Source organism: Promicromonospora iranensis (assembly GCF_028994805.1).
In the GTDB taxonomy this organism is placed as follows: domain Bacteria; phylum Actinomycetota; class Actinomycetes; order Actinomycetales; family Cellulomonadaceae; genus Promicromonospora; species Promicromonospora iranensis.
In genome coordinates this window covers 448,082-470,646 of record NZ_JAJQQP010000002.1, presented here as the reverse complement: position 1 = coordinate 470,646, position 22,565 = coordinate 448,082, and the positions used below count along the sequence as shown (strand labels likewise).

Genomic DNA, 22,565 nt, shown 5'->3' with positions numbered 1-22,565 from the left:
GGGTGAACTGGCCCGTGTCCACCGGCCACTTCCGCGCCAGGCTAGCGGCATGACGACGCAGGATCTCTCACCGACCCCCCGCACCACCCCGACCCGCGGCCGGAACCGGCAGGTCGAGGACCGGCGTCGGCTCATGGCGCTGCTCTCCGACGCGCTCGTGGCGCACCTGGGTGTGGTCGCGGGAGCGCACCCGGTGGTGCTGCCCACCGCCTTCGCCGTGGACGAGTCCGGGCCCGACGCCGGCGGCACGCTGTACCTGCACGGTTCGGTCGCCGCGGGCTGGCTCGCGCCGGCGCTGGAGCAGGACGTCTGTGTCACCGTGACGGAGCTGGACGGCCTGGTCCTGGCGCGGACCGGCTTCCACCACTCGATGAACTACCGGTCGGCGGTGGTGATCGGGCGGCCGCGCCGGGTCACGGACCTGGACGAGCGGCGGCGGGCGCTCGACCTCGTCGTCGACCACATGACGCCCGGGCGGGCCGCGACCCTGCCTCCCGCGACGCGCAAGGAGCTCGCGGCGACCGCCGTGATCGCGCTGCCGCTGGCCGAGGCCTCGATGAAGCAGCGCGCGGGCGGCGCCTCGCTGGAGCCGGGCGACCTGGAGCTCACCGGCTGGGCCGGGCACGTGCCCGTACGTCGGGTCGCGTCGGCACCCGTGACGGAGGACTACGTGTCCGACCCGGTGCCGGAGCACGTGCTCCGCCGCGTGACGACGCTCGGCGAGGGCTGACGCGGCGCCCGCCGTCCCCGCCCTGTCGGCCGCCGCCTCTTCGAGGTCTAAGTTTCTCCGCTCTGAACCGATTCAGAGCGGAGAAACGTAGACCTCGAAGAGGGCTGCCGAGCGAGTACCGCTCGCCGCCCCGAGGGGCGCTGCTAGCATCCCGAGCGTGACTCCCCTTCGTTCCGTCCTGCCGCCCCCGGTCGTCTGACCGGAGCGGCACCACGACCGGCCTCCGCGGGCCGGCGCCGGGGCGTGCTCCACGACGATTCCCCGTCCCTCGGAACGGGCCGGAGCCTTCGGGACCGGCCGGGAGCACACATGTCATCCACTCGTCTCGGGCTGCTCTTCGTCAGCCTCGCCGGAATCCTCTGGGGCACCGGCGGCCTCGCCCTCGAGATCCTCCGCGACCACTCGTCGATGTCCGTCCTCACGGTCAGCGCCTACCGCATGCTCGTCGCGGCGGTCGTGCTGGTCGCAGCCTCGTTCGTCCTGCGCAGGGGCCCTCGGCTCGTGGCGCTCGTGCAGGCCCATCCGGTCCGCGCCGCGGTCGTCGGCCTGGGGACCGGCGCCTACCAGGCGCTGTACTTCGGCTCCGTGGCCACCGCCGGCGTCACGGTCGCCACGGTGGTCAGCCTGGGTCTGGCGCCGGTCCTGCTCGCCGTCGTCGACCTCGTCCGCGCGCGACGCCGGACGGCGGCCCGGAGCACCGTCCGCCTGACGCTGGTCGTCGGCGCCGCGCTGTCCGGCCTCGTGCTGGTGAGCGCGGCGTCGGGCGCGAGCGCCGTCGGCCCGCGACCCGTGCTGGGTCTGCTGCTCGCGATCGCCTCGGGGTCGGTCTACGCGGCGACGACGGCGCTCGGCGGCACGCTGCTCGCGTCGGACGGCGTGGACCCGCTCGCCCTGACGACGGTGGCGACGACGGCGGGCGCCGTCGGCCTGGTCCCCGTGGCGCTGGCGGGCGGCGGACCGTTCGTCACGAGCGACCCGACGACGCTCGGCACCCTCGCCTATCTCGGGGTCTTCACGATGGCGCTGGCGTACGGGCTGTTCTACGCGGGCCTGCGCACCACGCGCAGCGGCGCCGCGGTCGTCGCGACCCTGCTGGAGCCGGTGACGGCGGCGGTCGCGGCCGCTGTCGTGCTGGGGGAGCGGCTCGGCCCGGCCGGGATCGTCGGGTCCGTGCTGATCCTGGCCGCCGTGGTGGGCCTGGAGGAATAGCCCGGGCTGTGCGGCGTCAGGCGTACGACCAGCGTCCGCCCTGCTGCAGCCGCGGCTGCGCCGGGGCGGACGCGCCGTGGTCGACGGCGGCGATCTGACCGGTGTTGTACTGGTCGGCGATGTACTGGCTGAACTGGCCGGAGTCAGCGGTGTGCGCGGTGTCGACGTAGTCGTAGCCGCCGGCCGCGACCGGTGCCGCGTGGGCTCCTGTCGCATGGGCTCCCGCGGCGGCGGGCGCGGCGTACACCGCCGGCGCCGGGGCGTAGCCGCCCGTGTCGTAGGCCGAGGTCTGACCGGGCGCGTAGTCCAGCTCCGAGCCCGCCGCGTACTGGGGCTCGTAGCCCGCCTGCTGCGCGGCAGGCTGCCACCGGTCGGTCCGGGGGTTCGGCGCGTCGAACGTGGGCGCCGCGGCGACCCGCTGCGGCGTCGCGACGGGTGGGGCCGGCACCCGTGCGGCCGCTTCCTGCGCTGCCGCCCGTCGGGCCGCCGCCTGCCTGGCCACGGCCTGCTGCGCCGCGGTCTGCTGGGCTGCTGCCTGTCGTGCCGTCGCTTCCTGTGCGGCGGCCTGCTGGGCCGCGTACCGCTGGGCGGCGAAGAGGGCGGACGCGCCGGCGTCGGGCTGTACGCCGTTCAGCTCGCCGTGGATACGGCCGGCGAGGTTCGCCGCGATGGCGAAGCGCAGCGGCGCGAGGGAGCTGACGGACATGGTGCCCGTGACCGCCGGGGGCGGAAGGAAGGCGAAGACCTCGTCCTCGTCCAGGTGCAGGCCCTGTCCGAGCGCGGCGTTCAGGGTCTCCTCGAGGAGGTACTCGGCGCGCCCGTCGGCGCCCTCGAGGTCGGCGAACATCTCCTCCATGGAGTCCCAGCAGCGATCGAGCGTGCCCTCCACGCTGTCGAGGAACCACCAGCCGTCGGGGGACTCGAGGAACATGTCGCCGAAGCAGGATGCGAAGCGTGGGGTCTTGTCACCGGTCCCGATCCACGACCAGGACGACAGCGCGAACTCGTAGGCGTCAGGTGCGAACTCTCGGATCAGGTGCACCTTGCGCATGTTGCCATGCTCACACTCCGAGCAAAAGAGGCTTACCGGACACGTAACGATTCGGCGCGGGTGAATTGCTGAAGTGTTTTCCTCCCGGAAACATGTGGCGGGGTTTCCTGGGCGTCGCTACGGTCCGGCCATGGAGAGCGACGGGCAGGTCAGCGGCGGGGCCGGGCGGTACGCCACCGAGCAGAGCACCGTCGACGCGCGGGTCCAGGAGTACTACGCCGGGCGGACGGGCTGGGACGAGCACGCGCGACTGACGGTCGGCTCGGCGCAGGGTCGGGTGGAGCACGTCCGGACCCAGGAGCTGGTCCGGCAGCGGCTCGCCCCCGGCGCACGGGTGCTCGACGTCGGTGGCGCCACCGACGGGTACGAGATGTTCGATCCGGCCGCCTGGCAGGCGGTCCTGGAGCACGGCCTGGCTCCGGCGGGCATCCGGTTTCCCGCCGCGCACTTCCACGACGCCGCGGAGCTCGCCGCGGAGGCGACCGAGTCCGGCCTGTCCGGCGTCGTCGTGCACGGTATCGAGGGGCCTGCCGGCGGCGCGCTCGAACGGGTGCCGCTCGACGCGCCCGAGGCGCCGGAGCTGATCGACGCCGCGCTCACGCTCGCCCGCGCGCTGTCGACGACGCCCGGGGTCACCGACATGAGCCAGCACGTCCTGGCGATCGGTACGGTCAGCGCATGAGCTCTCAGCCCAGCAACCAGCCCAGCCCGCCGCCCAGCCCGCAGCCCGGCGTGCCCGACGCCGACGGCAGCGCCGTCCCCCGGACCGACCCGCCCCTCGCCGCCGACGAGGTGACGATGCTGCGGTCGTTCATCGACTTCTACCGTGCCACGATCCGGCGCCAGTGCGAGGGCCTGACGGTGGAGCAGCTGCGCACGCCGCTCCCGCCGTCGACGATGACGCTGGCCGGGATGCTCAAGCACCTGGCCTACGTCGAGGACGTGTGGTTCAACATCCGGCTGGCCGGCAACGAGCCGGCCCGCCCGTGGGACACCGTGGACTGGGCGGCCGACGCCGACTGGGACTGGCACAGCGCCCTCGAGGAGACTCCCGAGCAGCTCACCGCCCTGTTCGACGGCGCCGTCGCGGCCTCCGAGCGGATCCTCGACGAGGTGCTCGCCGAGACGCCCCCGGACGGCGCGGACGCTCTGGACCGGACCACCGTGCGGCCGGGTCGCAGCGGCTACATCTCCCTGCGCTGGATCCTCGTGCACATGGTGGAGGAGTATGCCCGGCACGCGGGGCACGCCGACCTGCTGCGCGAGGCGCTGGACGGTGCCACCGACCTCTGAGCGCCACCGAAGCCCGAGGAGTCTGAGGAATCTGAGGAGACGACCCTCAGAGCAGGAGCCACGCGTAGTCGGCGGCCTCGAGCACGATCCAGAACCGGAAGAACCGGCCGACGAGGCCGGTGCCGATGAACAGCCACAGCCGCACCCGCAGCACGCCCGCGACGACCGACATCACCATGAACGGCGGCAGCCCGGCGAACGCCGAGGCGAGCAGCACGACACCCATGTAGACCGGGCGGCCGTCGGTACGGTCCCGCCAGCGGGTCAGCGCGGCGGCGGCCTTGGGCGACTCCAGCTTGCGACGCAGCCACGGCAGGCGGGTGGTCCCGGCACCGGCCCAGTACCAGAGCAGCTTGCCGGTGACCTGGCCGGCAGCAGCCACGGCGGCCAGCACCACGGTCGGGTAGGTGTTGTCGACGGCGGCGACCGCCAGGTACGCCTCGAGCGCGAGGAACGCCGCCACGGCGGCGCCCGCGGAGTAGAAGAAGGTGGACAGCAGGAGCATCGGGCCTCCGGCCGCCCTCAGCCGGCCGGGCGCGGGTAGGTGGCCTGGATCACAGGGGGACGTTAGCGCCTGCGGCGACGAGCTGCCGAATCAGGGCCGCCGCCGGGGGAGCGGGCGGCCCCACGGTGAGGGCCATGACCCTGCGGACGGCGCCCGGCAGCGGGGCGAAGGCGATCCCGGGGTTCCGATGGGCGCGGAGCGTGAGCCCGGGCAGCAGGCTCACGCCCGCACCGGCCGCCACCAGGGCCTGGACCGCCACGTAGTCGTCGGTCTCGAACGCGATCCGCGGGGCGAAGCCCACGGCGGCGCAGCGGGCGACCATGTCCGCCCGGCACCGCTCGCAGCCGGCGATCCACTCCGCGTCGTCGAGCAGCTTCAGGTCAGGCACGAAGCCGGGTACGGGAGCCGCGTCGAGATCGATCGCCGTCACGAGGTTGACCGGGTCGTCGAGGATCGTCGTGGCCTCGTAGCGCGACAGGTCCTCCATGGAGCGGGCGTGCCGCACGTCGGTGTGCTCGAACACCAGTGCGACATCGACGGCGCCCGACTGCAGGGCGTCGACGGCGTCCGGCGGCTCGTGCTCCACCAGGCCGACCGAGAGGCCGGGGTGCTCCTGCTGGAGCCGCGCGACGGCGTCGGGCACGACCGTGGCCAGGGCGGAGGGGAACGCGGCGAGGCGGGCGCGGCCCGCCCGCAGGCCGGCCAGGGCGTCGAGCTCACGGCGGGCGCCCTCGACTCGGCCGAGGATCTCCTCGGCCCGGGTCGCGAGCAGGCGGCCGGCCTCCGTGAGGCGGACACCGCGGCCGTGCCGCTGCAGCAGCGGGATCCCGGCGTCGGCCTCCAGGCGGGACAGGTGGTGGCTCACCGAGGGCTGCGCGTAGTGCAGCTCCTTCGCTGCCGCCGTGACGGAACCGGTACGGGCCACCGCCGCGAGGACGCGCAGCCGGGTGAGGTCGAGCTCTGCGGTCATGCCTCCAGGCTAGCGCAGAAAGATAGGTGTTATCGATCGAAAGTCTTCGTAACAGGTATTAGACCTATGGGTCATGTGCGGGTCACGCTGGATCCATGACGCTCGCGACCCTCCCGCCCCTCCTCTCGCCAGCGGCCCTGCCCACCATCGCCGACGTGCTCGCGGCCCAGGCCCGCCTGGAGGGCCCCGTGGTCCGTACCCCCGTCGGCCGGTACGCGGAGCTCGACCGGGCCACCGACGCCGCGATCGTCGTCAAGCACGAGAACCAGCAGCGCACCGGAGCCTTCAAGGCCCGCGGCGCCAGCAACCTCCTCCTCGCCATGGCTCAGGCCGAGCGCGCCCGCGGCGTCGTCGCCTACTCCACCGGCAACCACGCCCAAGGGGTCGCCTACGCCGCCCGCCTGACCGGCACCACCTGCACCATCGTCATGCCCGACGACCCCAACCCCGTCAAGCTGCGCGCCGTCCGCGACCAGGGCGCCGACGTGCTCCTGCACGGCGCCACCTTCGACGACGCCCGGACCAGGGCCACCGCGCTCGCCCAGGACTCCGGCGCCCGCCTCGTCGGCGCCGCCAACGAACCCGACATCATCGCCGGCGTCGGCACCCTCTACCTCGAGCTCTTCCAGCAGGCACCCGGCCTCGACATCCTCGTCGTACCCGTCGGTGGCGGGTCCGGCGCCGCCGCGGCCGGCCTCGTGGCAGCCGCCGTCGCCCCCGGCACCGCCGTGATCGGCGTCCAGTCCGCCGCCTCACCCGCGGCCCACGACTCCTGGCACACCGGAGCACTCGTCCAGCGCGCCAACACGACCCGCGCCGAAGGCCTCGCCGTCGGCTGCGGGTTCGAGGTCACCCAGGCGCTCATGCGCGACCACCTCACCGACTTCGTCCTCGTCACCGACGACCAGATCGCCGCCGCCCAGCACCTCTACCTCACCGGCGCGCACACCGTCGCCGAGGGCGCCGGAGCGGCGGCGCTCGCGGCCGTCCTGGCCGATCCGGACCGCTTCGCGGGCCGCCGGGTCGGCGTGGTGTGCACCGGCGGGAACGCCAGCGGGGACGAGCTGCGGCGCGCCCTGTCGGCGGCCTGAGCAGGTCGCCGGAACAGGTCGCCGGAGCGCTGCGCAGCGCCCTGCGCGCGACTAGGCTCGGTGGCATGGCCCGCTACTTCGACGTCCACCCCGTCGACCCCCAGCCGCGCAGCATCGCGCAGGTCGTCGCCATGCTGCGCGACGACGCCCTGGTCGCCTACCCGACCGACTCCTCCTACGCGCTGGGCTGCCGCATGGACTACCACGCCGGCGCGGACCGCATCCGCAGCATCCGCAGGCTCGACGACAAGCACCACTTCACGCTGGTGTGCTCGGACTTCGCGCAGCTGGGGCAGCTCGTGAAGCTCGACAACTCGGCGTTCCGGGCCATCAAGTCCGCCACACCGGGGGCGTACACGTTCATCCTCCCGGCCACCGCCGAGGTGCCCCGCAGGCTCGCCCACCCGAAGAAGAAGACGGTGGGCGTGCGCATCCCGGACTCCGCCGTCACGCAGGCGCTGCTGCGCGAGCTGGGGGAGCCGCTGCTGTCCTCCACGCTGATCCTGCCGGACCAGGCCGAACCGCTGACCGACGGCTGGACCATCAAGGAAGAGCTCGACCACGTGCTCGACGCCGTCGTCGACGGCGGGGACGCCGGGACCGAGCCGACCACCGTCGTCGACTGGTCCGACGGGTTCCCCGACGTCGTCCGCGTCGGTGCCGGCGACCCGTCGCGCTTCGAATAGCCTGTGGCCCATGACGGACCCCACCGGGCTCGAGCAGGCCCGTACCAAGATGACCGAAGCCGGCGTGGCACCCGCCGCCATCGAGACGTTCACGCGGTTCTACCACCTGCTGCAGTCGGGTGAGAGCGGCCTGGTCCGGGAGGACGACGTCGACCCGCTCGTCGACATCCCGAACCGCGCGGAGCTGGCGATCAGCGACGACGACGCGGCGGACGCCCTCGCCAGGACCGCGATGCTCAAGCTCAACGGCGGCCTCGGCACGTCCATGGGCATGGACCAGGCGAAGTCGCTGCTGCCGGTCCGGGTGGCGCCGGGCTCGTCCGACGGCGCCGGCGGCTCGGCCGGCGCCGAGCCCGAGATGCTCACGTTCCTCGACATCATCGTCGGCCAGGTCCGGGCGGCCCGGGAGGCCACGGGAGCCCGCCTCCCGCTGCTGTTCATGAACTCCTTCCGCACCCGCGACGACTCCCTCGCGGCGCTGGAGCGCTACCCGGACATCGCGGTCGACGGGCTGCCCGTCGACTTCCTGCAGAACCGCGAGCCCAAGCTCCTTGCCGACGACCTGACGCCCGTCACCTGGGAGAAGGACCCCGACCTCGAGTGGTGCCCGCCCGGGCACGGCGACCTCTACCCGGCGCTGCACGCGTCGGGCGTCGTGGTCGCGCTGCTGAAGGCCGGCTTCCGGTACATGTGCGTGTCCAACTCCGACAACCTCGGCGCGACGCCGGACGCCACGATCGCCGGCTGGTTCGCCGCGTCGGGCGCCCCGTACGCCGCCGAGCTCTGCCGCAAGACGCCGGCCGACGTCAAGGGCGGCCAGCTCGTGGTCCGCAAGAGCGACGGCCGCATCGTCCAGCGTGAGACGGCGCAGACCCACCCCGACGACGTGGCCGTCTCCCTCGACGCGACGCGCCACCCGTTCTTCCACACGAACAACCTCTGGTTCGACCTCGAAGCGCTGGCCGCGGAGCTGGAGCGGACGTCGGGCGTGCTGGAGCTGCCGCTGATCCGCAACGACAAGACCGTCGACCCCGCCGACCCGTCGTCGCCCAAGGTGGTGCAGATCGAGTCCGCGATGGGCGCGGCGGTCGCCGTCTTCGAGGGCGCGACGGCGATCGAGGTGGAACGGTCGCGGTTCCTGCCGGTGAAGACGACCAACGACCTGCTCGTGCTGCGCTCGGACGTCTACGACCTGACGCCGGACTACCGGCTCGAGGCGCAGGCTCTCGCGCCGCTCGTGGACCTCGACAAGGACTACTACAAGCTCATCGACGGCTTCACCCAGCGGTTCGCCGCGGGCGCGCCGTCGCTGCGCGACGCCGACTCCCTGACCGTCCGCGGTGACTGGACCTTCGGGTCCGGTGTGCGGGCCGAGGGCAAGGCACAGCTCGCCGGCGACGGCGGCACGGTGCCCGACGGCGCGACGATCGGCCCGGACGGCATCTGACCGAGAGCTGGGCCGCGCTGGGCCGGCGTCCGTGTGGTCGGTAGAAGGTCAGGTGGTCGGCATTCCGAGGTGCCGACGACCTGACCTTCTGCCGACCATCTCACCTTCTGCCGACCACGCCCAGCCGCGTCTGATCATCCGGGGTCGGGTCGCCTCGCCCCGCGCCAGCGCTCCTCCAGCGCGACGATGTGCGCGCGCAGGGCCGTCGGGTCGGCGTCCGGCGGGACCGGTCCCCGCGCCGCGGCGTCGGCCAGCCAGTCCGCCCAGGCCTGCCAGCGCGGCAGGTAGAGGTCCCGGACCAGGCCCTGCCAGTGCCTGCCCGAGTAGTCGTGCAGGCCGTTGTGCTGCCCGCCCCAGACGCTGACGAGGCTCCGCGCCTCGCGTTCCATGGCGTCCCGCTCCGCGGCGGTGTCGCCCCAGGCGCGGGCGGCGTCGATCCAGGTGGTGACCCGGGTCTCGGGGCGGGCGCCGGCCAGGTCGTCGAGCTCCAGCAGGTCCGCGCGCAGTCGGTCCCTGTGGGCGCGGACGCCGTCCGGGTCGCCCGCGCGCGCCGCCGCGAGGATGCCGCGCACGTGCACCCGCGTGCCCTGCGCGAGGACATGACCGGTGAGCTCGGCGATGTCGGCGCCCAGCACCTCCCGGGCCGGATCGGGTACGGGACCCGGCGTCGCACCCGGCAGGTTGTCGTGGACCTCGGTGAGCTCCCGCACCGCCTCGGCCAGCCGGGGGAGCGCGGCCGCGGCCGCCGGATCGTTCTCGGCGTCCACGTCGGACGACGGTGTGGGCGGCCCGGAGTCCTCGGCCGCGCCGCTGCCCGCCGTCGTCCCGCCGGTGATCGCCTCGCCCGCGCTGCGCTGGGCGGGGAACGGGAGCCCCGCGGTCCAGGGGCGGGCGATGACGGGTGTCGGGACGGAGCGGGTGCGTCCGTCCGCGTAGAGCGTCGAATAAATAGTGTGCCAAGCGTGCAGCGCCAACCGAGCCAGGTCCGCGCGTCGCTCGCCGTCCGGCCCAGAAACACCGCCAGGAGCGGAGCCACGGTCCGACAGGTCATACCGGTCCAGGACGAACCGTTCGAGCCAGCCGTCGAGCTCGGCGGGGGAGCGCGGCGCGTCGTCCCAGGCGAGGTCGGTCGCGAGCTCGTAGAAGACCTCGTTGTTCTCGATGGCCTCGGGGGCGAGGCCGGTCCCACGCAGGTGCGGTACGCCGTCGGGCAGGGCCCGCACGTCCCGGACCAGGCCGCGCAGGTCGCCGAACAGCGCCGGCCGGCCGCCGAAGTCGTGCAGCGCGCACCAGACCCAGGGGCGTCCGGCGAGCGGCGCGCGGTCCGCCAGGAGCGCGGTGTGCAGGGGCGCGTGCTCGCCCCAGAGGTCGAGGACGAGCGTGCGGTCGGCGGGGACGTCGTGCAGGTAGGCGGCCACGCGGTCGGGAGTCCAGAACGTGCCCTTGTAGTGGAAGGGCCAGCCTTGGAGCACCCAGACGGCGTCGGGGTCCGCGCCGGCCAGCGCTCGGTAGGTGCCGCGGCCGGCGGCGCGCAGGTAGCCGACGTCGCCCGAGGGCGGCACCGACTCGATGTACGGGTCGACGGCGTAGTACCCGGACCCCGGGCCGATCAGCTCCCGCTGGACCTGCGCGAACGTCGCGAACAGCTCCTGGTGTCGCGGCGACTCCGGGTGCAGGAGGGGGACGTGCCAGCCCTGCCACTCGATCTCGCCGGCGGCGTGCTCGGGGGCGGGGTGCGCGTCGTCCGGGCCGGGCCCCGCGAGGGCCGGTGGGACGTGCCCGCCGAACGCAGGGAGCACCGGGGTCATGCCGAGCTCGCGCATGCGCGCCAGGACCCGGCGGGCCAGGTCGACACGCCGCTCGGCCCACCGGGCAGGGAGCGGACCGCCGAACGAGTGCATGCCGCCCATGAACGTCCACGGGAAGTGCGCGGCGCCACCGAGCCACTCGGCGGCCTCGGCGGCGGGCAGCCCGGCCCGGCGGAACGTCTCGGCCAGCACCGCCTCGTGCGCCACCAGCATGAGCGGGTGCGTGATGCCGTGCAGCGCCATCCAGTCGATCTCGCGCTCCCAGCGGTCCCAGCCCCAGAACGGCGTCGAGTAGCCGAAGGTCACGACGTTCAGGTAGTACCGCACCTCGTGCGGCGACGAGACGGTGGCGCGCGGCGCGTCGGGCAGCGGGCTCGGGCTCCCGGTCACGCGCGGCCGCTGCCAGGACAGCCGCGTCCCGAACGCCTCGCGGACGTACCGGGCCAGCGCGACCGACGCGGCGACCGGGCCGGTGGCCCGGATCGTCAGCCGGCCGGCCTCGGCCCGGTAGTCCGCTGTGTCATGGGGCGCGACGGGCTGTGCGGCGTGCGGTGCGACGAGCGGTAAGGGCTCGACGGTGATCTGCCGCGGGTCCAGGCCGACCCGCTCGGCGACGCCGCGGACGGCGTCGGCCCACGCGCTCACAGCGAGTCCCGGCGGAGGCCGACCCGGCCGGTGGTCCGGCCCAGGAAGCTCAGCGCCGCGCCGGACCACGGCCCGAGGTCCACCACACCCGCACCCGCCCGCGACTCCTCCGCGGCGAACGCCATGAGGTGGCTGTCCAGCGCCGTGACGAACGACAGCTCGCCCGAGCCGACGGCGCCGTCGACCACTGCCCGGCAGAACGCGTCCATGAGGCCGTCGTCGCCGCCGGCATGGCCCCCACGACCGCTCGGACCGCCGTCGGCAGGCTGGGCCACGAGCGTGTGGGTGGCATGGCCGAGCGGCCCGTCCGTGCCGGACGCGACCAGCTCCGCACCGGGCAGCGCCTCCGGCAGCCGTCCGGACGGCGAGTACAGGTCGACGCGGATCTCGCCCGACTCCATGTGCCCGTGCAGCTGCCCGCGGGTCCCGGTGATCGCCAGGTGCCGCGTGTTCTCGGCGGTGAACGCGCTGGCCGTCAGCGTGGCGGTGAGGCCGGAGGGGAACCGCAGGAGCGTCTGCTGGTGGTCGGCCACGTCGTTGTCGCAGTGATAGACGCAGCGCCCGTACGGGCCCCGCCGCAGGGCGGCGAGGCGGCCGGCGGGGGACAGGTCTTCCCCGAGCATCGTGACCGGATGGCCCGTGCGGTCGCGCAGGGCGTCCAGGTAGTAGCGCGGCGCGTAGAACGGGCAGTCCGCGGCGGCGGGACAGCCGTCGGTGCAGCGGGCCGGAGCGCCGTCGGGGGCGTTCTCCGGGCGGAAGTGCAACAGCGAGCCCTCGCTCGCCACCGTCTCGGGAGCCGCCCCGGCGAGCCAGCGGATCAGGTCGAGGTCGTGGCAGGTCTTGGCGAGCACCATCGGGCTCGACTCGGCGGCGTTGCGCCAGTTGCCCCGCACGAACGAGTGCGCGAAGTGCCAGAAGCCGATGTTCTCGCGCACCTCGATCGTCGCGAGGTCGCCGAGGGCGCCGGCCTCGACGACGGCTCGCACGGCCCGCCAGAACGGCGCGAACCGCAGCACGTGCCCGACGGCGATGCGGGCGTCCGTCCGGCGCACCACGCGGGCCAGCTCGGCGAGGGCGGTCAGCGACGGCGCGGCGGGCTTCTCCAGCAGCATCGGCAGCCCGGCGTCGGCCACGGCGGTGGCCGCGGCGACGTGGAGGGCGTCGGGGAGCGCGACGATCACGGCGTCGGGCCGCAGCCTGCCGAGGTCCGCGACCAGGTCGCTCCAGCCGGGGTAGCGGGCTGCGGTCGTGCCCGCCAGGGCCTCCAGCCGGGCACGGTCGGGGTCGGCGACGGCCACGATCCGGGCACGGTCGGGATGCGCCCGGACCCAGCGGCCGTAGGCGTCGGCGCCGCGACCGCCGGCGCCGAGGACGGCCAGGCGGACGGGAGGTGTCGTCGTCGCGCCGGTCATCGTTCCGCCCCCTGTACCAGGCCCGACACGATGTACCGCTGCGCGAGGAAGAAGACGATCACCACGGGCACCGTCACCGCTATCGAGCCGGCCAGGAGCACCGTGACCGGCACCTGGAAGTCGCCGAGCTGCGCGATGCCGAGCGGCGCCGTCCAGAGGTCGCGGTGCTGCACCAGGAACAGCAGCGCGTAGAAGTACTCGTTCCAGGCGATCATGAACACGTAGATGGCGGTGGCCACCACCCCGGGGATCGCTATCGGCAGCACCACGCGGACCAGGAGCTGGCCGAGCGAGCAGCCGTCCATGATCGCCGCCTCCTCGACGCTCTGCGGCAGCGCCAGGAAGAAGTTCCGCATCATGTACAGGGCCACGGGGACCGTGGCCGCCACGTAGACGATCAGCAGTCCCACCAGGGTGCTCGTCAGGCCGAGCCGGGACAGGATGACGAACTTCGGGACCGCGAGGACGATCCCGGGGAACAGGTAGACCGCCAGGATGATCCCGTTCGTGACGGCGCGGCCGCGGTACCGTACGCGGGCGGCGGCGTACGCGCCGAGCACGCAGACCAGGATGCTCAGCACCACGGTCCCCGCGGCGACGCCCAGCGAGTTGAGCACGAACCGGCCGAGGCCGAAGCCGCCGTCGGACTCGTCCCGCATGGCCGTGGAGAAGGCCGACAGGTCCAGCTCGGTGGGCAGCCCGAGCGGGTCGCGTGTCACCTCCGCGTAGGGCCGTACGGACAGCACCACGCCGTACGCCACCGGCCCCAGCGACCACAGGAGCGCGACGGCGACCACCACGGCGCGACCGACGCGCGACGCTCGTGTGGCCCGGACGCCGCCCATGGCTCCCCGCTCGTGGCCGCTCCTCCGCCGCGTCATGACTCTTCCCTCATGATTCCCTCGTTGTTCCCTCATGACTCGTCGGTCCGCCGGGACAGCAGCACGTAGCCCGCCAGGAGCACGCACAGGATGAGGCTCATGAGCAGCCCGAACGCGGCGGCGCTGCCGATGTCGGCCTTGGTGACGAGCTCCGTGTACACCTGGATGGCCATGACCTGCGTGCTCCCTGCGCCCTCGGTGAGCAGGTAGACGTCGTCGAAGGTCTGGAACGACCAGATGAAGCGCAGGAGCAGGAGCAGCAGGGCCACCGCGCGCAGCTGCGGGAGCAGCATGAACCGCAGGACCTGCCGGCGGTTCGCGCCGTCGAGCGCCGCGGCCTCCTCGATCTCACCGGGTACCGACTGGAGCCGCGCGGTGAGGAACAGGAACGCGAGCGGCGCCGACTTCCAGATGTCGAACAGCACGACCACGAGCAGCGCGACCGGCACGGGGACGCCCCAGACCTCCGCCGAGGTGGTGCTGAGGAAGCCCACCGGGGTGTCCCAGCCGAGGTACGCGCGGCCGAACGCGTTGACCACGCCGTACTGCGGGTTGAGCGCCGTCTTCCAGATCGTGGCGGCAGCGACCACCGGCAGCACGTACGGCACGAGCAGCAGGGCGCGCACCAGGCCGCGCCCCGCGAAGCGCCGCCGCAGCGCCAGCGCGAGCACGAGGCCCACGGCCAGCGACCCCACCGCCGTCAGGCCCGCGTACAGGACAGTGGTCCAGAGAGCACCCCAGAACGCCTGCGACGCCGCGGCCTGGCGGAAGTTGTCCAGCGTCCACTCCACCGGCTCCGTCCCGAGGAACGGGATGTCGACGAGCCGGATCTCCGAGAACCCGAACACCACGACCAGGACGAACGGCAGCAGCACGACCAGCGCGACCACGGCCAGCGACGGCGAGACGAGCAGCCACCCCGAGCGGTTCGCGCGCTGGGCCGCCGTCGTCGGACGGGTGGTCGCCGCAGGGCGGGCCCTTCCGGGAGGGGCCTGCACCGGGCCGGCTGTCACTGGTCCTGCTGCAGCGCCGTCACGTCGGCGGCCATCTGCTGGGTCACCTCCGCCGGATCGGTGCCCCGGTACAGGGGTTCGAGCTGCTGGGCGAGAGTGCCCTGGGTGGAGACGAGGCCCGCGAGGGTGGCATCGGGCGTCCCCTGGCCCCAGCGGGAGACGGCCGCCATGCCCTCGCCCATCGCGGTGACCAGGTCGTCGCCGTACACCTCGGCGACGGAGGACTCGACCTTCGGGCCGAAGCCCAGGCCGCCCCACGCGTCGAGGTACTCCGTCGGGCTCCCAGCGGTCCCGGTGCGCAGGGGGAGACGGCCCTCGGTGGCGACGGCGAGCGTGTCGGCGTAGCCCTCGCCCATGACGTACTCGATGTACTGGCGCGCCTCGTCGGTGTCCGCGCGTGCCGGGACCGCGTAGGCGAGGGTGGCGCCGAACTGCGCGGGCTCCTGCGCCGAGCCGGCGGGCGGCTCCAGCACGGTGATGAAGCCCGAGCTCTCCGCGAGGAACGCCGGGTCGTCGGCACACTCCTGGCACGACGGCGGCACCGCCTCGTCGAGGTTCGCCAGCTCGTCGAGGATGTGCGTGGAGAAGAGCAGCATCGCGGCGTCTCCCGCCATGTACGCGGCCCGCGCGGACTCGACGTCGTAGTCGCCGGCGACGGAGGAGTCGCGCAGCTCCTTGAAGTACCCGGCCGCCTCCGTGCACTCGGGCGAGTCGATGGTGACCTCGCCGTTGTTGACGAGCTCGCAGCCCGCCGACTGGAAGATCGACTCGATGCCCTCCGTGCCCGAGGCGGTGCCCGACTGGGTGCCGAGCGCGATGCCCGTGATGCCGAGCTCGTCCTTGACGGTGGTCGCGGTCTCGGCGAGCTCGGCGACGGTGGTCGGCACCTCGGCACCGGCCTCCTCGAGCAGGTCGGTGCGGTAGGCGATGAGATGCACCCAGCCGTCGCTCGGGACCGCGGCCACCGTCTCGGTGCCGTCCTCCAGGACGGTGACCGCGCTGAGCGCGTTCTCGTTGAAGGTGGCGGGGTCCAGCGTGTCCATCGCTTCCTGCACGACGTCGGTGTCGAGCAGTCCCTGGGACTGCCAGGACGTGACCTGCGAGGCGCCGGCGAGGATGACGTCGGGCACCTCGCCCGACGCGGCACCCGTGACCAGCGCCTGGTCCTGGTCGGCCGCTGCCAGCGGGACGACGTCGACCTCGATGCCGGTCTCCTCGGTGAACCGCTCGGCGACGGCTTCCTGCGCGGCCACGCGCTCCGGTGTGGACTGTGGCGTCCAGAAGGTGATGGCCTCGGCCTGCCCCTCCTGCTCGGCGCTCGGGCCGCAGGCCGCGAGGAGGGTGGCGGCGGCGGTGGTCAGTGCGACGACGACGGCGGACGAGCGGATGCGACGGTGCATGGTCCCTCCTCGGTGCTGGTGCCGGTGCGGGTGCGGGTGCCCCGAGACTTCACCCGCGTGCCGAGTCAGTCAAGGCCGACGCGCGGGGCGACCCCGGGCTCGCTAGCGACGGGTGGGCGGCACCGGCACGTCGACCACCCGGGCTTCGCCGACGGCGGGGGAGAGGGCACCCGCCGATGCGGCGGCGACGTCGGCGGTCAGGGCGTCCAGCTGTTGCTTCGGCACGAGCAGCCGCAGGTGCGCGACGGCGTCGTAGGCGGGCGGCTCCATCACGGAGCCGTGGGACGACGCCCAGTCGCGCAGCACGTTGTCGATCCGCCCGGCGTCGCCGTGGGGTACGGGCACCTCGACCTCGTACAGCAGCTCCCGGCGGAGCATCGCGCCGGAGGCGGACGCGACGTCGAGGGCGGTGGCCACCGCGCCCGAGTACGCGCGGACGAGTCCGCCGGCCCCGAGCTTCACGCCGCCGAAGTACCGCGTGACGACGGCGACCAGGTCCGTGACACCGCGGTGCCGCAGCACCTCCAGCATGGGGACGCCGGCCGTGCCGCTCGGCTCGCCGTCGTCGGAGGAGCGGGCTGTGGGGCTCGCACCGCCGGCGTGGGTGCCGAGCACCATGGCCACGCAGTGGTGGCGGGCGTCCCACAGCTCCTTGCGCAGGCGCGCGACGACGGCGTCGGCCTCCGCGACGCTGCCGGCGGGGGAGAGGTGCGCCAGGAACCGGGACTTCTTGATGACCAGCTCGTGGTCGATCGACCTGGCGATGGTGCTGGGGAGGTCCACCGGACGAGGGTACGTGGCGATGGACCGGGTGGACCGGGGGTGCGCCGGGTCGATCGGGCTCGACCCTGCTCCACGACACACCATGTTCTTCTCTTAATTAATAGTGTGCCAAGCGTACACTGGCACGATGACCAGTGCCGATGCCACGTCACCACCAGCACGGAGCAGGGAGCTCGCCCGCTACCCGCGGCCACCCGTGAGCCTCGAGGAGGCCGAGTGGGTCTGGCGCGAGCTCTCCACCGAGGCGATGCGTCCGGGCGCCAAGCCTGAGGCGGTGCGCCTGGCGGTGATCACCGGGCTGGTGCGCGCGACGGGCGCACGGTACGGAGACCTGCTGCGGGTGCGTGTCGAGGACATCGACCTCGGGCCCGCGCGAGCTCGCGCGACGGAGGGCAGCGTGCTGGTGCGGCACGGCAAGCACCGCACGCCGCGCCGCCATCTGCTGCCGGCCGACCTGGTGGTGCTCCTGAAGCACTGGATGGTGGTGCGCGAGGAGCTGGCGGCCGAGCTCGAGGGTTCGGTGCCGAGGGCGCTGCTGCTCACGGTGCACCACACGCACGACAACGGCACCACGGTCGCGTCCGGTCTGCCGATCACGCGGCAGGGGCTGGTGCTGTCGTGGCGTCGGTTCGTGCACCGGACCAATGCGCGCTACGGCGCGCTGCGTCCGCCGTTGCCCACCCGGTTCGAGCAGGTGCGGCGGGCGTGGGTCGAGGCGTCGACGGAGGACTGACGGTGTGTCAGGTGGCGGTCGCGATGCCGACCAGCGGCGCCTGCGGGGTGGACGACGGCAGCTCGGTGAACCCGTACCGGTCGTAGAACAGTCGGGCGGCGGTGTTCTCGGCCGCGTAGCCCAGGTGCACGCCCGGCACGCCGCGCTCGGCGAGGGCGGCGCGGAGCGTGTCGATGAGGCGTGAGCCGAGGCCGCGCCGCTGGAGCACCGGCAGCAGGTCGATGTGCAGGTGGGCCGGGTGGGTGGTGAGCTCGCCGTGGCGAAGCCCTCGGACCATGCGCTCCGGGTCGGCGCCGTCGTGCAGCAGCTGAGCCTCGCTGTAGGCGGGGTTGCGGCCGGTCGCGGGCCCGGGTGCGGGGTGGCGGGCGACGAAGCCCGGCGTCCACTCCCGTGCCCACCAGTCGACGAAGGACCGGGTGTCGGCGACTCCGATGATGTACCCGGCCGCACGGCCCTCGTGCTCGACCACCCACGCGAGGTCGGGGGAGTGCTCCACGTAGGGCAGCGCGTAGACGTCGGGCATGAGCAGGTCGGACGAGTAGACGCCGCGTGCGTCGCCGCCCGCCGCGGCGGTGCGGACGCAGATGTCGGCGACGTCGGCCCGGTCGGCGGCGCGGTAGGGACGGATGAATGGCTCGGTCACACCGGCACACTAGCCTGCCGTCCCAGAATGTGACCGTGCTGTGACATGGCGGCCGGCAGCTCCCCCTCGGACCCCGCCTCAGCCGCGTGCTGGTGCTGGTCAGCGGCAGATCCGGCGCCTCTGGCGTTACTGCGCATTTGCCCCCCGAACACCCCAGTAACGGGATCGTCACAGGATCGCAATGTGCAATCTTCGCGCAAGTTCGTTACGGTCGTTTTGTCATGCAGAACCTCGAAGAGGAACTCAAGCACATCCATCCGACCGAAACCACGGTGGTGTTGAGGGAGCCCACCGTCGCAGACGGAGCAGCGATGTGGCGCCTCGCGCGCGACTCCAAGACGCTGGACCTGAACTCGTCCTACGCGTATCTCCTCTGGGCACGAGACTTCGCCCGGACCTCGGTGATCGTGAGCGTCGACGACGAACCCGGTGGGTTCGTCACGGGCTACATCCGGCCCGACGAGCCGACCACGCTGATGGTCTGGCAGGTGGCCGTGGACCACGCCTACCGTGGACAGCGGCTGGCCTCCCGGATGCTCGCGCACCTCGCTGAGCGGCACCCCGAGTGCACCCACGTGGAGACGACCATCACCTCGGACAACACGGCGTCGATCGCCTTGTTCATGTCCTTCGCGTCGGCCCAGGGCGCGCCCGTCGACGTGCGGACCGTCTTCCCCACGGAAGCGTTCCCGGACGGCCACGACGCGGAGCTGGTGTTCCGCATCGGCCCGCTCTCCTGACCGCGTCCAGGTCGATCCAGAAGTCAAACCCCAGATAACTGCAGAAGAACCGATCTACCACAGCCGAGTCCGGTCCACAGGACCGGACCGTGGAAGGAGCCATGCGCCCGAATACCGCTATGCCTACAGGCATGTCCTCGACCAGCATCTTCGACGAGCTCGAGTCCCAGGTCCGCAGCTACTGCCGGAACTGGCCCGCGACGTTCACGACCGCCGCGGGCAGCACGCTGCACGCTGAGGACGGCCGAAGTTACCTCGACTTCTTCGCAGGGGCGGGTGCGCTCAACTACGGGCACAACCACCCGGTGCTGCTCGAGGCCCTGATCGAGTACCTGCGCAGCGGCGGGATCGTGCACTCGCTCGACATGCACACCGTGGCCAAGCGCGAGTTCCTGACGACGTTCAGGGACCGGATCCTGGCGCCGCGCGACCTGGACTACAAGGTCATGTTCCCCGGCCCGACCGGGACGAACTCCGTGGAGAGCGCGCTCAAGCTCGCCCGCAAGGTGACCGGCCGCCAGCACATCCTCTCGTTCACCAACGCGTTCCACGGCATGACGCTGGGCGCGCTGTCGGTGACCGGGAACTCGATGAAGCGCAACGGCGCCGGCCTGCCGCTCACGAACAGCTCGAAGATCCCGTACGACGACTACTTCTCCGGCGCCACGGAGGACTTCCTGTGGCTCGAGCGGGTGCTCAGCGACAGCGGGTCGGGTGTCGACAAGCCCGCCGCGATCATCGTGGAGTCCGTCCAGGGTGAGGGCGGCCTCAGCGCCGCGCGGCCCGAGTGGCTGCGCGCCCTGTCCGAGCTCTGCCGCGCCCATGAGATCCTGCTGATCCTCGACGACGTGCAGGCCGGCTGCGGCCGCACCGGGGAATTCTTCAGCTTCGAGGAGGCCGGGATCGTCCCGGACATCGTCTGCCTCTCCAAGTCGATCTCCGGCTTCGGGCTGTCGATGGCGCTCACGCTGATCCGGCCCGAGCTGGACCAGTGGGAGCCGGGCGAGCACAACGGCACGTTCCGCGGGCAGAACCCGTCGTTCGTCACGGGTACCGCTGCGCTGAACGAGTTCTGGTCCGACGGCACGTTCGCGCAGACCGTCAAGGAGCGCGGCAACGAGCTGCACGACGGCCTGGCGCGGATCGCCGGCGGGTACGAGGGCGCCGTGGTCAAGGGCCGCGGCTTCCTCACGGGCATCAAGTTCCCGGACACCTCCGCCGCCTCGAGGATCGCCGCGGCATCGTACGAGCGCGGCCTGCTGGTCGAGACGTCCGGACCCGAGGACGAGGTGCTCAAGACCATGCCGGCTCTGACGATCACCTCCGACGAGCTGCGGTCCGGCATCGACATCATCGCGGCGGCGGCGGACGAGGTCCTCGGTGCGCCCGTCGCGCATCTCGCCGCAGCGAAGTAGCACTGCCGCAAGGGCTCTGCGCCGCAGTCTTCTCTGCGGCGCAGAGCCCTGCGCCGCGGGGCCCTGCAACGTGGCCCTGGGCTGAAGGACCGAACGCGGGCCAGGCCTGCAGGGCGAGAACCGCCCCCCGAGGAAAGGAACACAAAATGATAGTCACTCGACTGGCCGATCTCGACGGCACCGACCGGGACGTCAAGGCGGAGACCTGGCGCAGCCGGCGGTTCGTGCTGGCGAAGGAGGGCGTGGGCTTCTCGTTCCACGACACCGTCCTGTACGCCGGCACGGAGACCGACATGTGGTACGCGAACCATTTCGAGGCGGTCTACTGCGTGGGCGGCACCGGAGAGCTGGTCAACCGCGAGACCGGCGAGGTCCACGAGCTGTCCGACGGGACGCTCTACCTGCTGGACGGCAACGAGAAGCACACGGTGCGTGCATTTACCGACCTGCGGATGGCGTGCGCCTTCAACCCGCCCGTGACCGGGCGGGAGGTGCATGACGCCGATGGCGTGTATCCGCTGATCAAGGAAGAGGAGGCCGCCGTATGACGACGGACGCAATCAGCAAGACCGAGCACCATCCCACCGAGCAGCCTGCCGACCTGTACCCCACGCGGGTGGAGGGACCGGCATCCGAGATAACGCGCCAGGACAAGGTGGTCTGGGGCAACGCGGCCGACGGCCCGATGGAGCAGGAGCACCTGGACGGGTTCGACCGCAACGGGTACCTCGTGTTCGAGGACCTCGTCACACCGGCGGAGGTCGAGGAGTTCCGGGCGGAGCTCCGACGGATGTCCACCGACCCCGTGGTGCGCGCCGACGAGCGCACGATCGTCGAGGGAACGTCGCAGCAGGTGCGCACGATCTTCGAGGTGCACAAGTCCAGCGACGTCTTCGCCCGCATCGCGAACGACCCGCGGGTCGTGGGCCGGGCCCGCCAGATCCTCGGCTCGGACGTCTACATCCACCAGAGCCGGGTCAACCTGAAGCCCGGGTTCGGCGGCGGTGACTTCGCGTGGCACTCGGACTTCGAGACCTGGCACGCCGAGGACGGCCTCCCGCGCATGCGGACCGTCAGCATCTCGATCTCGCTGACCGACAACTACTCGTTCAACGGTCCGCTGATGATCATGCCGGGGACGCACAAGACGTACGTCTCCTGCACGGGCAAGACGCCGAACGACAACTACAAGTCGTCCCTGGTGATGCAGAACGCCGGTACCCCCGACGAGGACATCCTCACGCGGATGGCCGACGAGCACGGCATCGACGTGCTCGCGGGCAAGGCAGGCAGCGCGATCATGTTCGACTGCAACTGCATGCACGGCTCGAACGGCAACATCTCGCCGTACCCGAGGTCGAACATCTTCCTCGTCTACAACAGCGTGGAGAACACGGCGGTCGAGCCGTTCGCGGCGGACGCGGCGCGCCCGACCTTCCTCGGTACCCGGGACTTCACCCCGGTCGGCTGACGCCGGACGCGCCGGGGCTCGCCCCCGCGGGATGCCGGAAGCCCCAGGTCACCCGGGTGGCCTGGGGCTTCCGTCGTGCGGGTCGCCGTCGGGATGACGGTGCGGGTCAGGTCCCGGGGATCGCCCCGGATGCCGACTCCAGGTGCGCACGGACGAACCAGTGGAACTGCTCGAGGTCGTGCAGGTGGCCGATGAGCAGGTCGTTCGTCACGTCGTCGAGGTCGGCGGTGTCGTCGGCGGCCTTGCGGTGGAACGTGATCACGGAGTCGTAGACGTCGTCGAGCGCTGCCAGGTGCTCGATCGCGGGGGCCCGGCCCAGCTCGTAGTCCTCCCAGCTGCGGGCGGCGACGAGGGCGCCGGGCGTACCCACCGGCACGCTGCCGAGGGTGGCGATGCGCTCGGCGATCTGGTCGACCATCGCCCGCACGGCGTCGACCTGCGGGTCGAGCATCTCGTGGACGCCGATGAAGTGCGGCCCCACCACGTTCCAGTGCACGTGCTTGAGGGTGAGGTGCAGGTCGTTCAGCGCGTGCAGCCGCTCCTGGAGAATCTCCGCGACCTTGGCCCCCTCCTCCGGGCTGAGGGACGGGACGGTGTAGCGGGGCAGCTTCGGGGACATGTGGGGTCCTCCTCTTCCGG

Annotated in this window: 23 protein-coding genes; 12 read left to right on the top strand and 11 right to left on the bottom strand. The window is 72.6% G+C overall.

Annotation, left to right across the window (positions count from 1 at the left end; all coding sequences use genetic code 11):
- The first annotated feature begins 49 nt into the window (after positions 1-49).
- Both LUM46_RS04725 and LUM46_RS04720 read left to right on the top strand, forming a co-directional pair.
- Positions 50-730: a pyridoxamine 5'-phosphate oxidase family protein gene (locus LUM46_RS04725; RefSeq protein WP_274992585.1), complete on the top strand. Its 681-nt coding sequence runs from the start codon at positions 50-52 to the stop codon at positions 728-730.
- Positions 731-1,039: 309 nt separating this feature from the next.
- Positions 1,040-1,939: a DMT family transporter gene (locus LUM46_RS04720; RefSeq protein ID WP_274992584.1), complete on the top strand. Its 900-nt coding sequence runs from the start codon at positions 1,040-1,042 to the stop codon at positions 1,937-1,939.
- Positions 1,940-1,955: 16 nt separating this feature from the next.
- Here LUM46_RS04720 and LUM46_RS04715 read toward each other — a convergent pair whose 3' ends face one another.
- A complete protein-coding gene (locus tag LUM46_RS04715) occupies positions 1,956-2,990 on the bottom strand; it encodes a hypothetical protein (RefSeq protein ID WP_274992583.1) in 1,035 nt (344 codons plus the stop codon).
- A gap of 130 nt (positions 2,991-3,120) precedes the next feature.
- On the opposite strand from LUM46_RS04715, the gene LUM46_RS04710 reads away from it, so the two are divergent.
- On the top strand, positions 3,121-3,672 hold the full coding sequence (locus tag LUM46_RS04710) for a hypothetical protein (RefSeq protein WP_274992582.1): 552 nt from the start codon (positions 3,121-3,123) through the stop codon (positions 3,670-3,672).
- Positions 3,669-4,283 (top strand): DinB family protein, encoded by a 615-nt coding sequence (locus LUM46_RS04705; RefSeq protein ID WP_310242898.1) that lies wholly within the window; start codon positions 3,669-3,671, stop codon positions 4,281-4,283. The genes LUM46_RS04710 and LUM46_RS04705 overlap by 4 nt, the downstream gene beginning before the upstream one ends.
- Before the next feature lie 46 nt (positions 4,284-4,329).
- Here the strand turns inward: LUM46_RS04705 and LUM46_RS04700 are convergent, their stop codons facing one another.
- Together LUM46_RS04700 and LUM46_RS04695 are read right to left on the bottom strand one after the other, a co-directional pair.
- On the bottom strand, positions 4,330-4,788 hold the full coding sequence (locus LUM46_RS04700; RefSeq protein ID WP_274992580.1) for a VTT domain-containing protein: 459 nt from the start codon (positions 4,786-4,788) through the stop codon (positions 4,330-4,332).
- A gap of 49 nt (positions 4,789-4,837) precedes the next feature.
- Entirely contained in the window at positions 4,838-5,758 is a 921-nt protein-coding gene (locus LUM46_RS04695) for a LysR family transcriptional regulator (RefSeq protein ID WP_274992578.1), read from the bottom strand.
- A gap of 95 nt (positions 5,759-5,853) precedes the next feature.
- Here LUM46_RS04695 and LUM46_RS04690 point away from each other — a divergent pair, with 95 nt between their 5' ends.
- The 3 genes from LUM46_RS04690 to LUM46_RS04680 all read left to right on the top strand — a co-directional run bounded on the left by LUM46_RS04690 (position 5,854) and on the right by LUM46_RS04680 (position 8,982).
- Positions 5,854-6,849 carry a threonine ammonia-lyase gene (locus tag LUM46_RS04690; protein ID WP_274992577.1) on the top strand — a complete coding sequence of 332 codons (996 nt, stop codon included), beginning with the start codon at positions 5,854-5,856 and terminating at the stop codon, positions 6,847-6,849.
- A gap of 65 nt (positions 6,850-6,914) precedes the next feature.
- Positions 6,915-7,535, top strand: coding sequence for an L-threonylcarbamoyladenylate synthase (locus LUM46_RS04685; protein ID WP_274992576.1), 621 nt, complete (start codon positions 6,915-6,917; stop codon positions 7,533-7,535).
- A 10-nt stretch (positions 7,536-7,545) separates the two neighbouring features.
- The gene (locus LUM46_RS04680) at positions 7,546-8,982 is read left to right on the top strand and encodes a UTP--glucose-1-phosphate uridylyltransferase (RefSeq protein ID WP_274992575.1); all 1,437 of its coding nucleotides are present in this window, start codon (positions 7,546-7,548) and stop codon (positions 8,980-8,982) included.
- 134 nt (positions 8,983-9,116) lie between these two features.
- Here the strand turns inward: LUM46_RS04680 and LUM46_RS04675 are convergent, their stop codons facing one another.
- The 6 genes from LUM46_RS04675 to LUM46_RS04650 all read right to left on the bottom strand — a co-directional run bounded on the left by LUM46_RS04675 (position 9,117) and on the right by LUM46_RS04650 (position 16,924).
- Positions 9,117-11,435: an alpha-N-acetylglucosaminidase gene (locus LUM46_RS04675; protein WP_274992574.1), complete on the bottom strand. Its 2,319-nt coding sequence runs from the start codon at positions 11,433-11,435 to the stop codon at positions 9,117-9,119.
- Positions 11,432-12,847, bottom strand: a complete 1,416-nt coding sequence (locus tag LUM46_RS04670; RefSeq protein ID WP_274992573.1) for a Gfo/Idh/MocA family protein — start codon at positions 12,845-12,847, stop codon at positions 11,432-11,434. Before LUM46_RS04670 ends, LUM46_RS04675 begins: the two co-directional genes overlap by 4 nt.
- Positions 12,844-13,728 (bottom strand): carbohydrate ABC transporter permease, encoded by an 885-nt coding sequence (locus LUM46_RS04665; RefSeq protein ID WP_274992572.1) that lies wholly within the window; start codon positions 13,726-13,728, stop codon positions 12,844-12,846. The genes LUM46_RS04670 and LUM46_RS04665 overlap by 4 nt, the downstream gene beginning before the upstream one ends.
- A gap of 32 nt (positions 13,729-13,760) precedes the next feature.
- On the bottom strand, positions 13,761-14,726 hold the full coding sequence (locus LUM46_RS04660; RefSeq protein WP_274992571.1) for a carbohydrate ABC transporter permease: 966 nt from the start codon (positions 14,724-14,726) through the stop codon (positions 13,761-13,763).
- Positions 14,727-14,737: 11 nt separating this feature from the next.
- Positions 14,738-16,141 (bottom strand): ABC transporter substrate-binding protein, encoded by a 1,404-nt coding sequence (locus LUM46_RS04655; protein ID WP_274992570.1) that lies wholly within the window; start codon positions 16,139-16,141, stop codon positions 14,738-14,740.
- A gap of 102 nt (positions 16,142-16,243) precedes the next feature.
- Positions 16,244-16,924, bottom strand: coding sequence for an IMPACT family protein (locus LUM46_RS04650; protein ID WP_274992569.1), 681 nt, complete (start codon positions 16,922-16,924; stop codon positions 16,244-16,246).
- A 127-nt stretch (positions 16,925-17,051) separates the two neighbouring features.
- On the opposite strand from LUM46_RS04650, the gene LUM46_RS04645 reads away from it, so the two are divergent.
- Positions 17,052-17,657, top strand: coding sequence for a tyrosine-type recombinase/integrase (locus LUM46_RS04645; RefSeq protein ID WP_274992568.1), 606 nt, complete (start codon positions 17,052-17,054; stop codon positions 17,655-17,657).
- A 7-nt stretch (positions 17,658-17,664) separates the two neighbouring features.
- Here the strand turns inward: LUM46_RS04645 and LUM46_RS04640 are convergent, their stop codons facing one another.
- Entirely contained in the window at positions 17,665-18,300 is a 636-nt protein-coding gene (locus tag LUM46_RS04640) for a GNAT family N-acetyltransferase (protein WP_274992567.1), read from the bottom strand.
- 311 nt (positions 18,301-18,611) lie between these two features.
- On the opposite strand from LUM46_RS04640, the gene ectA reads away from it, so the two are divergent.
- The 4 genes from ectA to thpD all read left to right on the top strand — a co-directional run bounded on the left by ectA (position 18,612) and on the right by thpD (position 21,926).
- Entirely contained in the window at positions 18,612-19,040 is a 429-nt protein-coding gene (ectA, locus tag LUM46_RS04635; protein ID WP_374726921.1) for a diaminobutyrate acetyltransferase, read from the top strand.
- Positions 19,041-19,171: 131 nt separating this feature from the next.
- On the top strand, positions 19,172-20,455 hold the full coding sequence (gene ectB / locus LUM46_RS04630) for a diaminobutyrate--2-oxoglutarate transaminase (RefSeq protein WP_274992565.1): 1,284 nt from the start codon (positions 19,172-19,174) through the stop codon (positions 20,453-20,455).
- A gap of 146 nt (positions 20,456-20,601) precedes the next feature.
- The gene (locus LUM46_RS04625) at positions 20,602-21,003 is read left to right on the top strand and encodes an ectoine synthase (RefSeq protein WP_274992563.1); all 402 of its coding nucleotides are present in this window, start codon (positions 20,602-20,604) and stop codon (positions 21,001-21,003) included.
- The gene (gene thpD, locus LUM46_RS04620) at positions 21,000-21,926 is read left to right on the top strand and encodes an ectoine hydroxylase (RefSeq protein WP_310242899.1); all 927 of its coding nucleotides are present in this window, start codon (positions 21,000-21,002) and stop codon (positions 21,924-21,926) included. The genes LUM46_RS04625 and thpD overlap by 4 nt, the downstream gene beginning before the upstream one ends.
- 106 nt (positions 21,927-22,032) lie before the next feature.
- On the opposite strand, the gene LUM46_RS04615 is transcribed toward thpD, so the two are convergent.
- Entirely contained in the window at positions 22,033-22,545 is a 513-nt protein-coding gene (locus tag LUM46_RS04615) for a Dps family protein (protein WP_274992562.1), read from the bottom strand.
- Positions 22,546-22,565 lie beyond the last annotated feature (20 nt).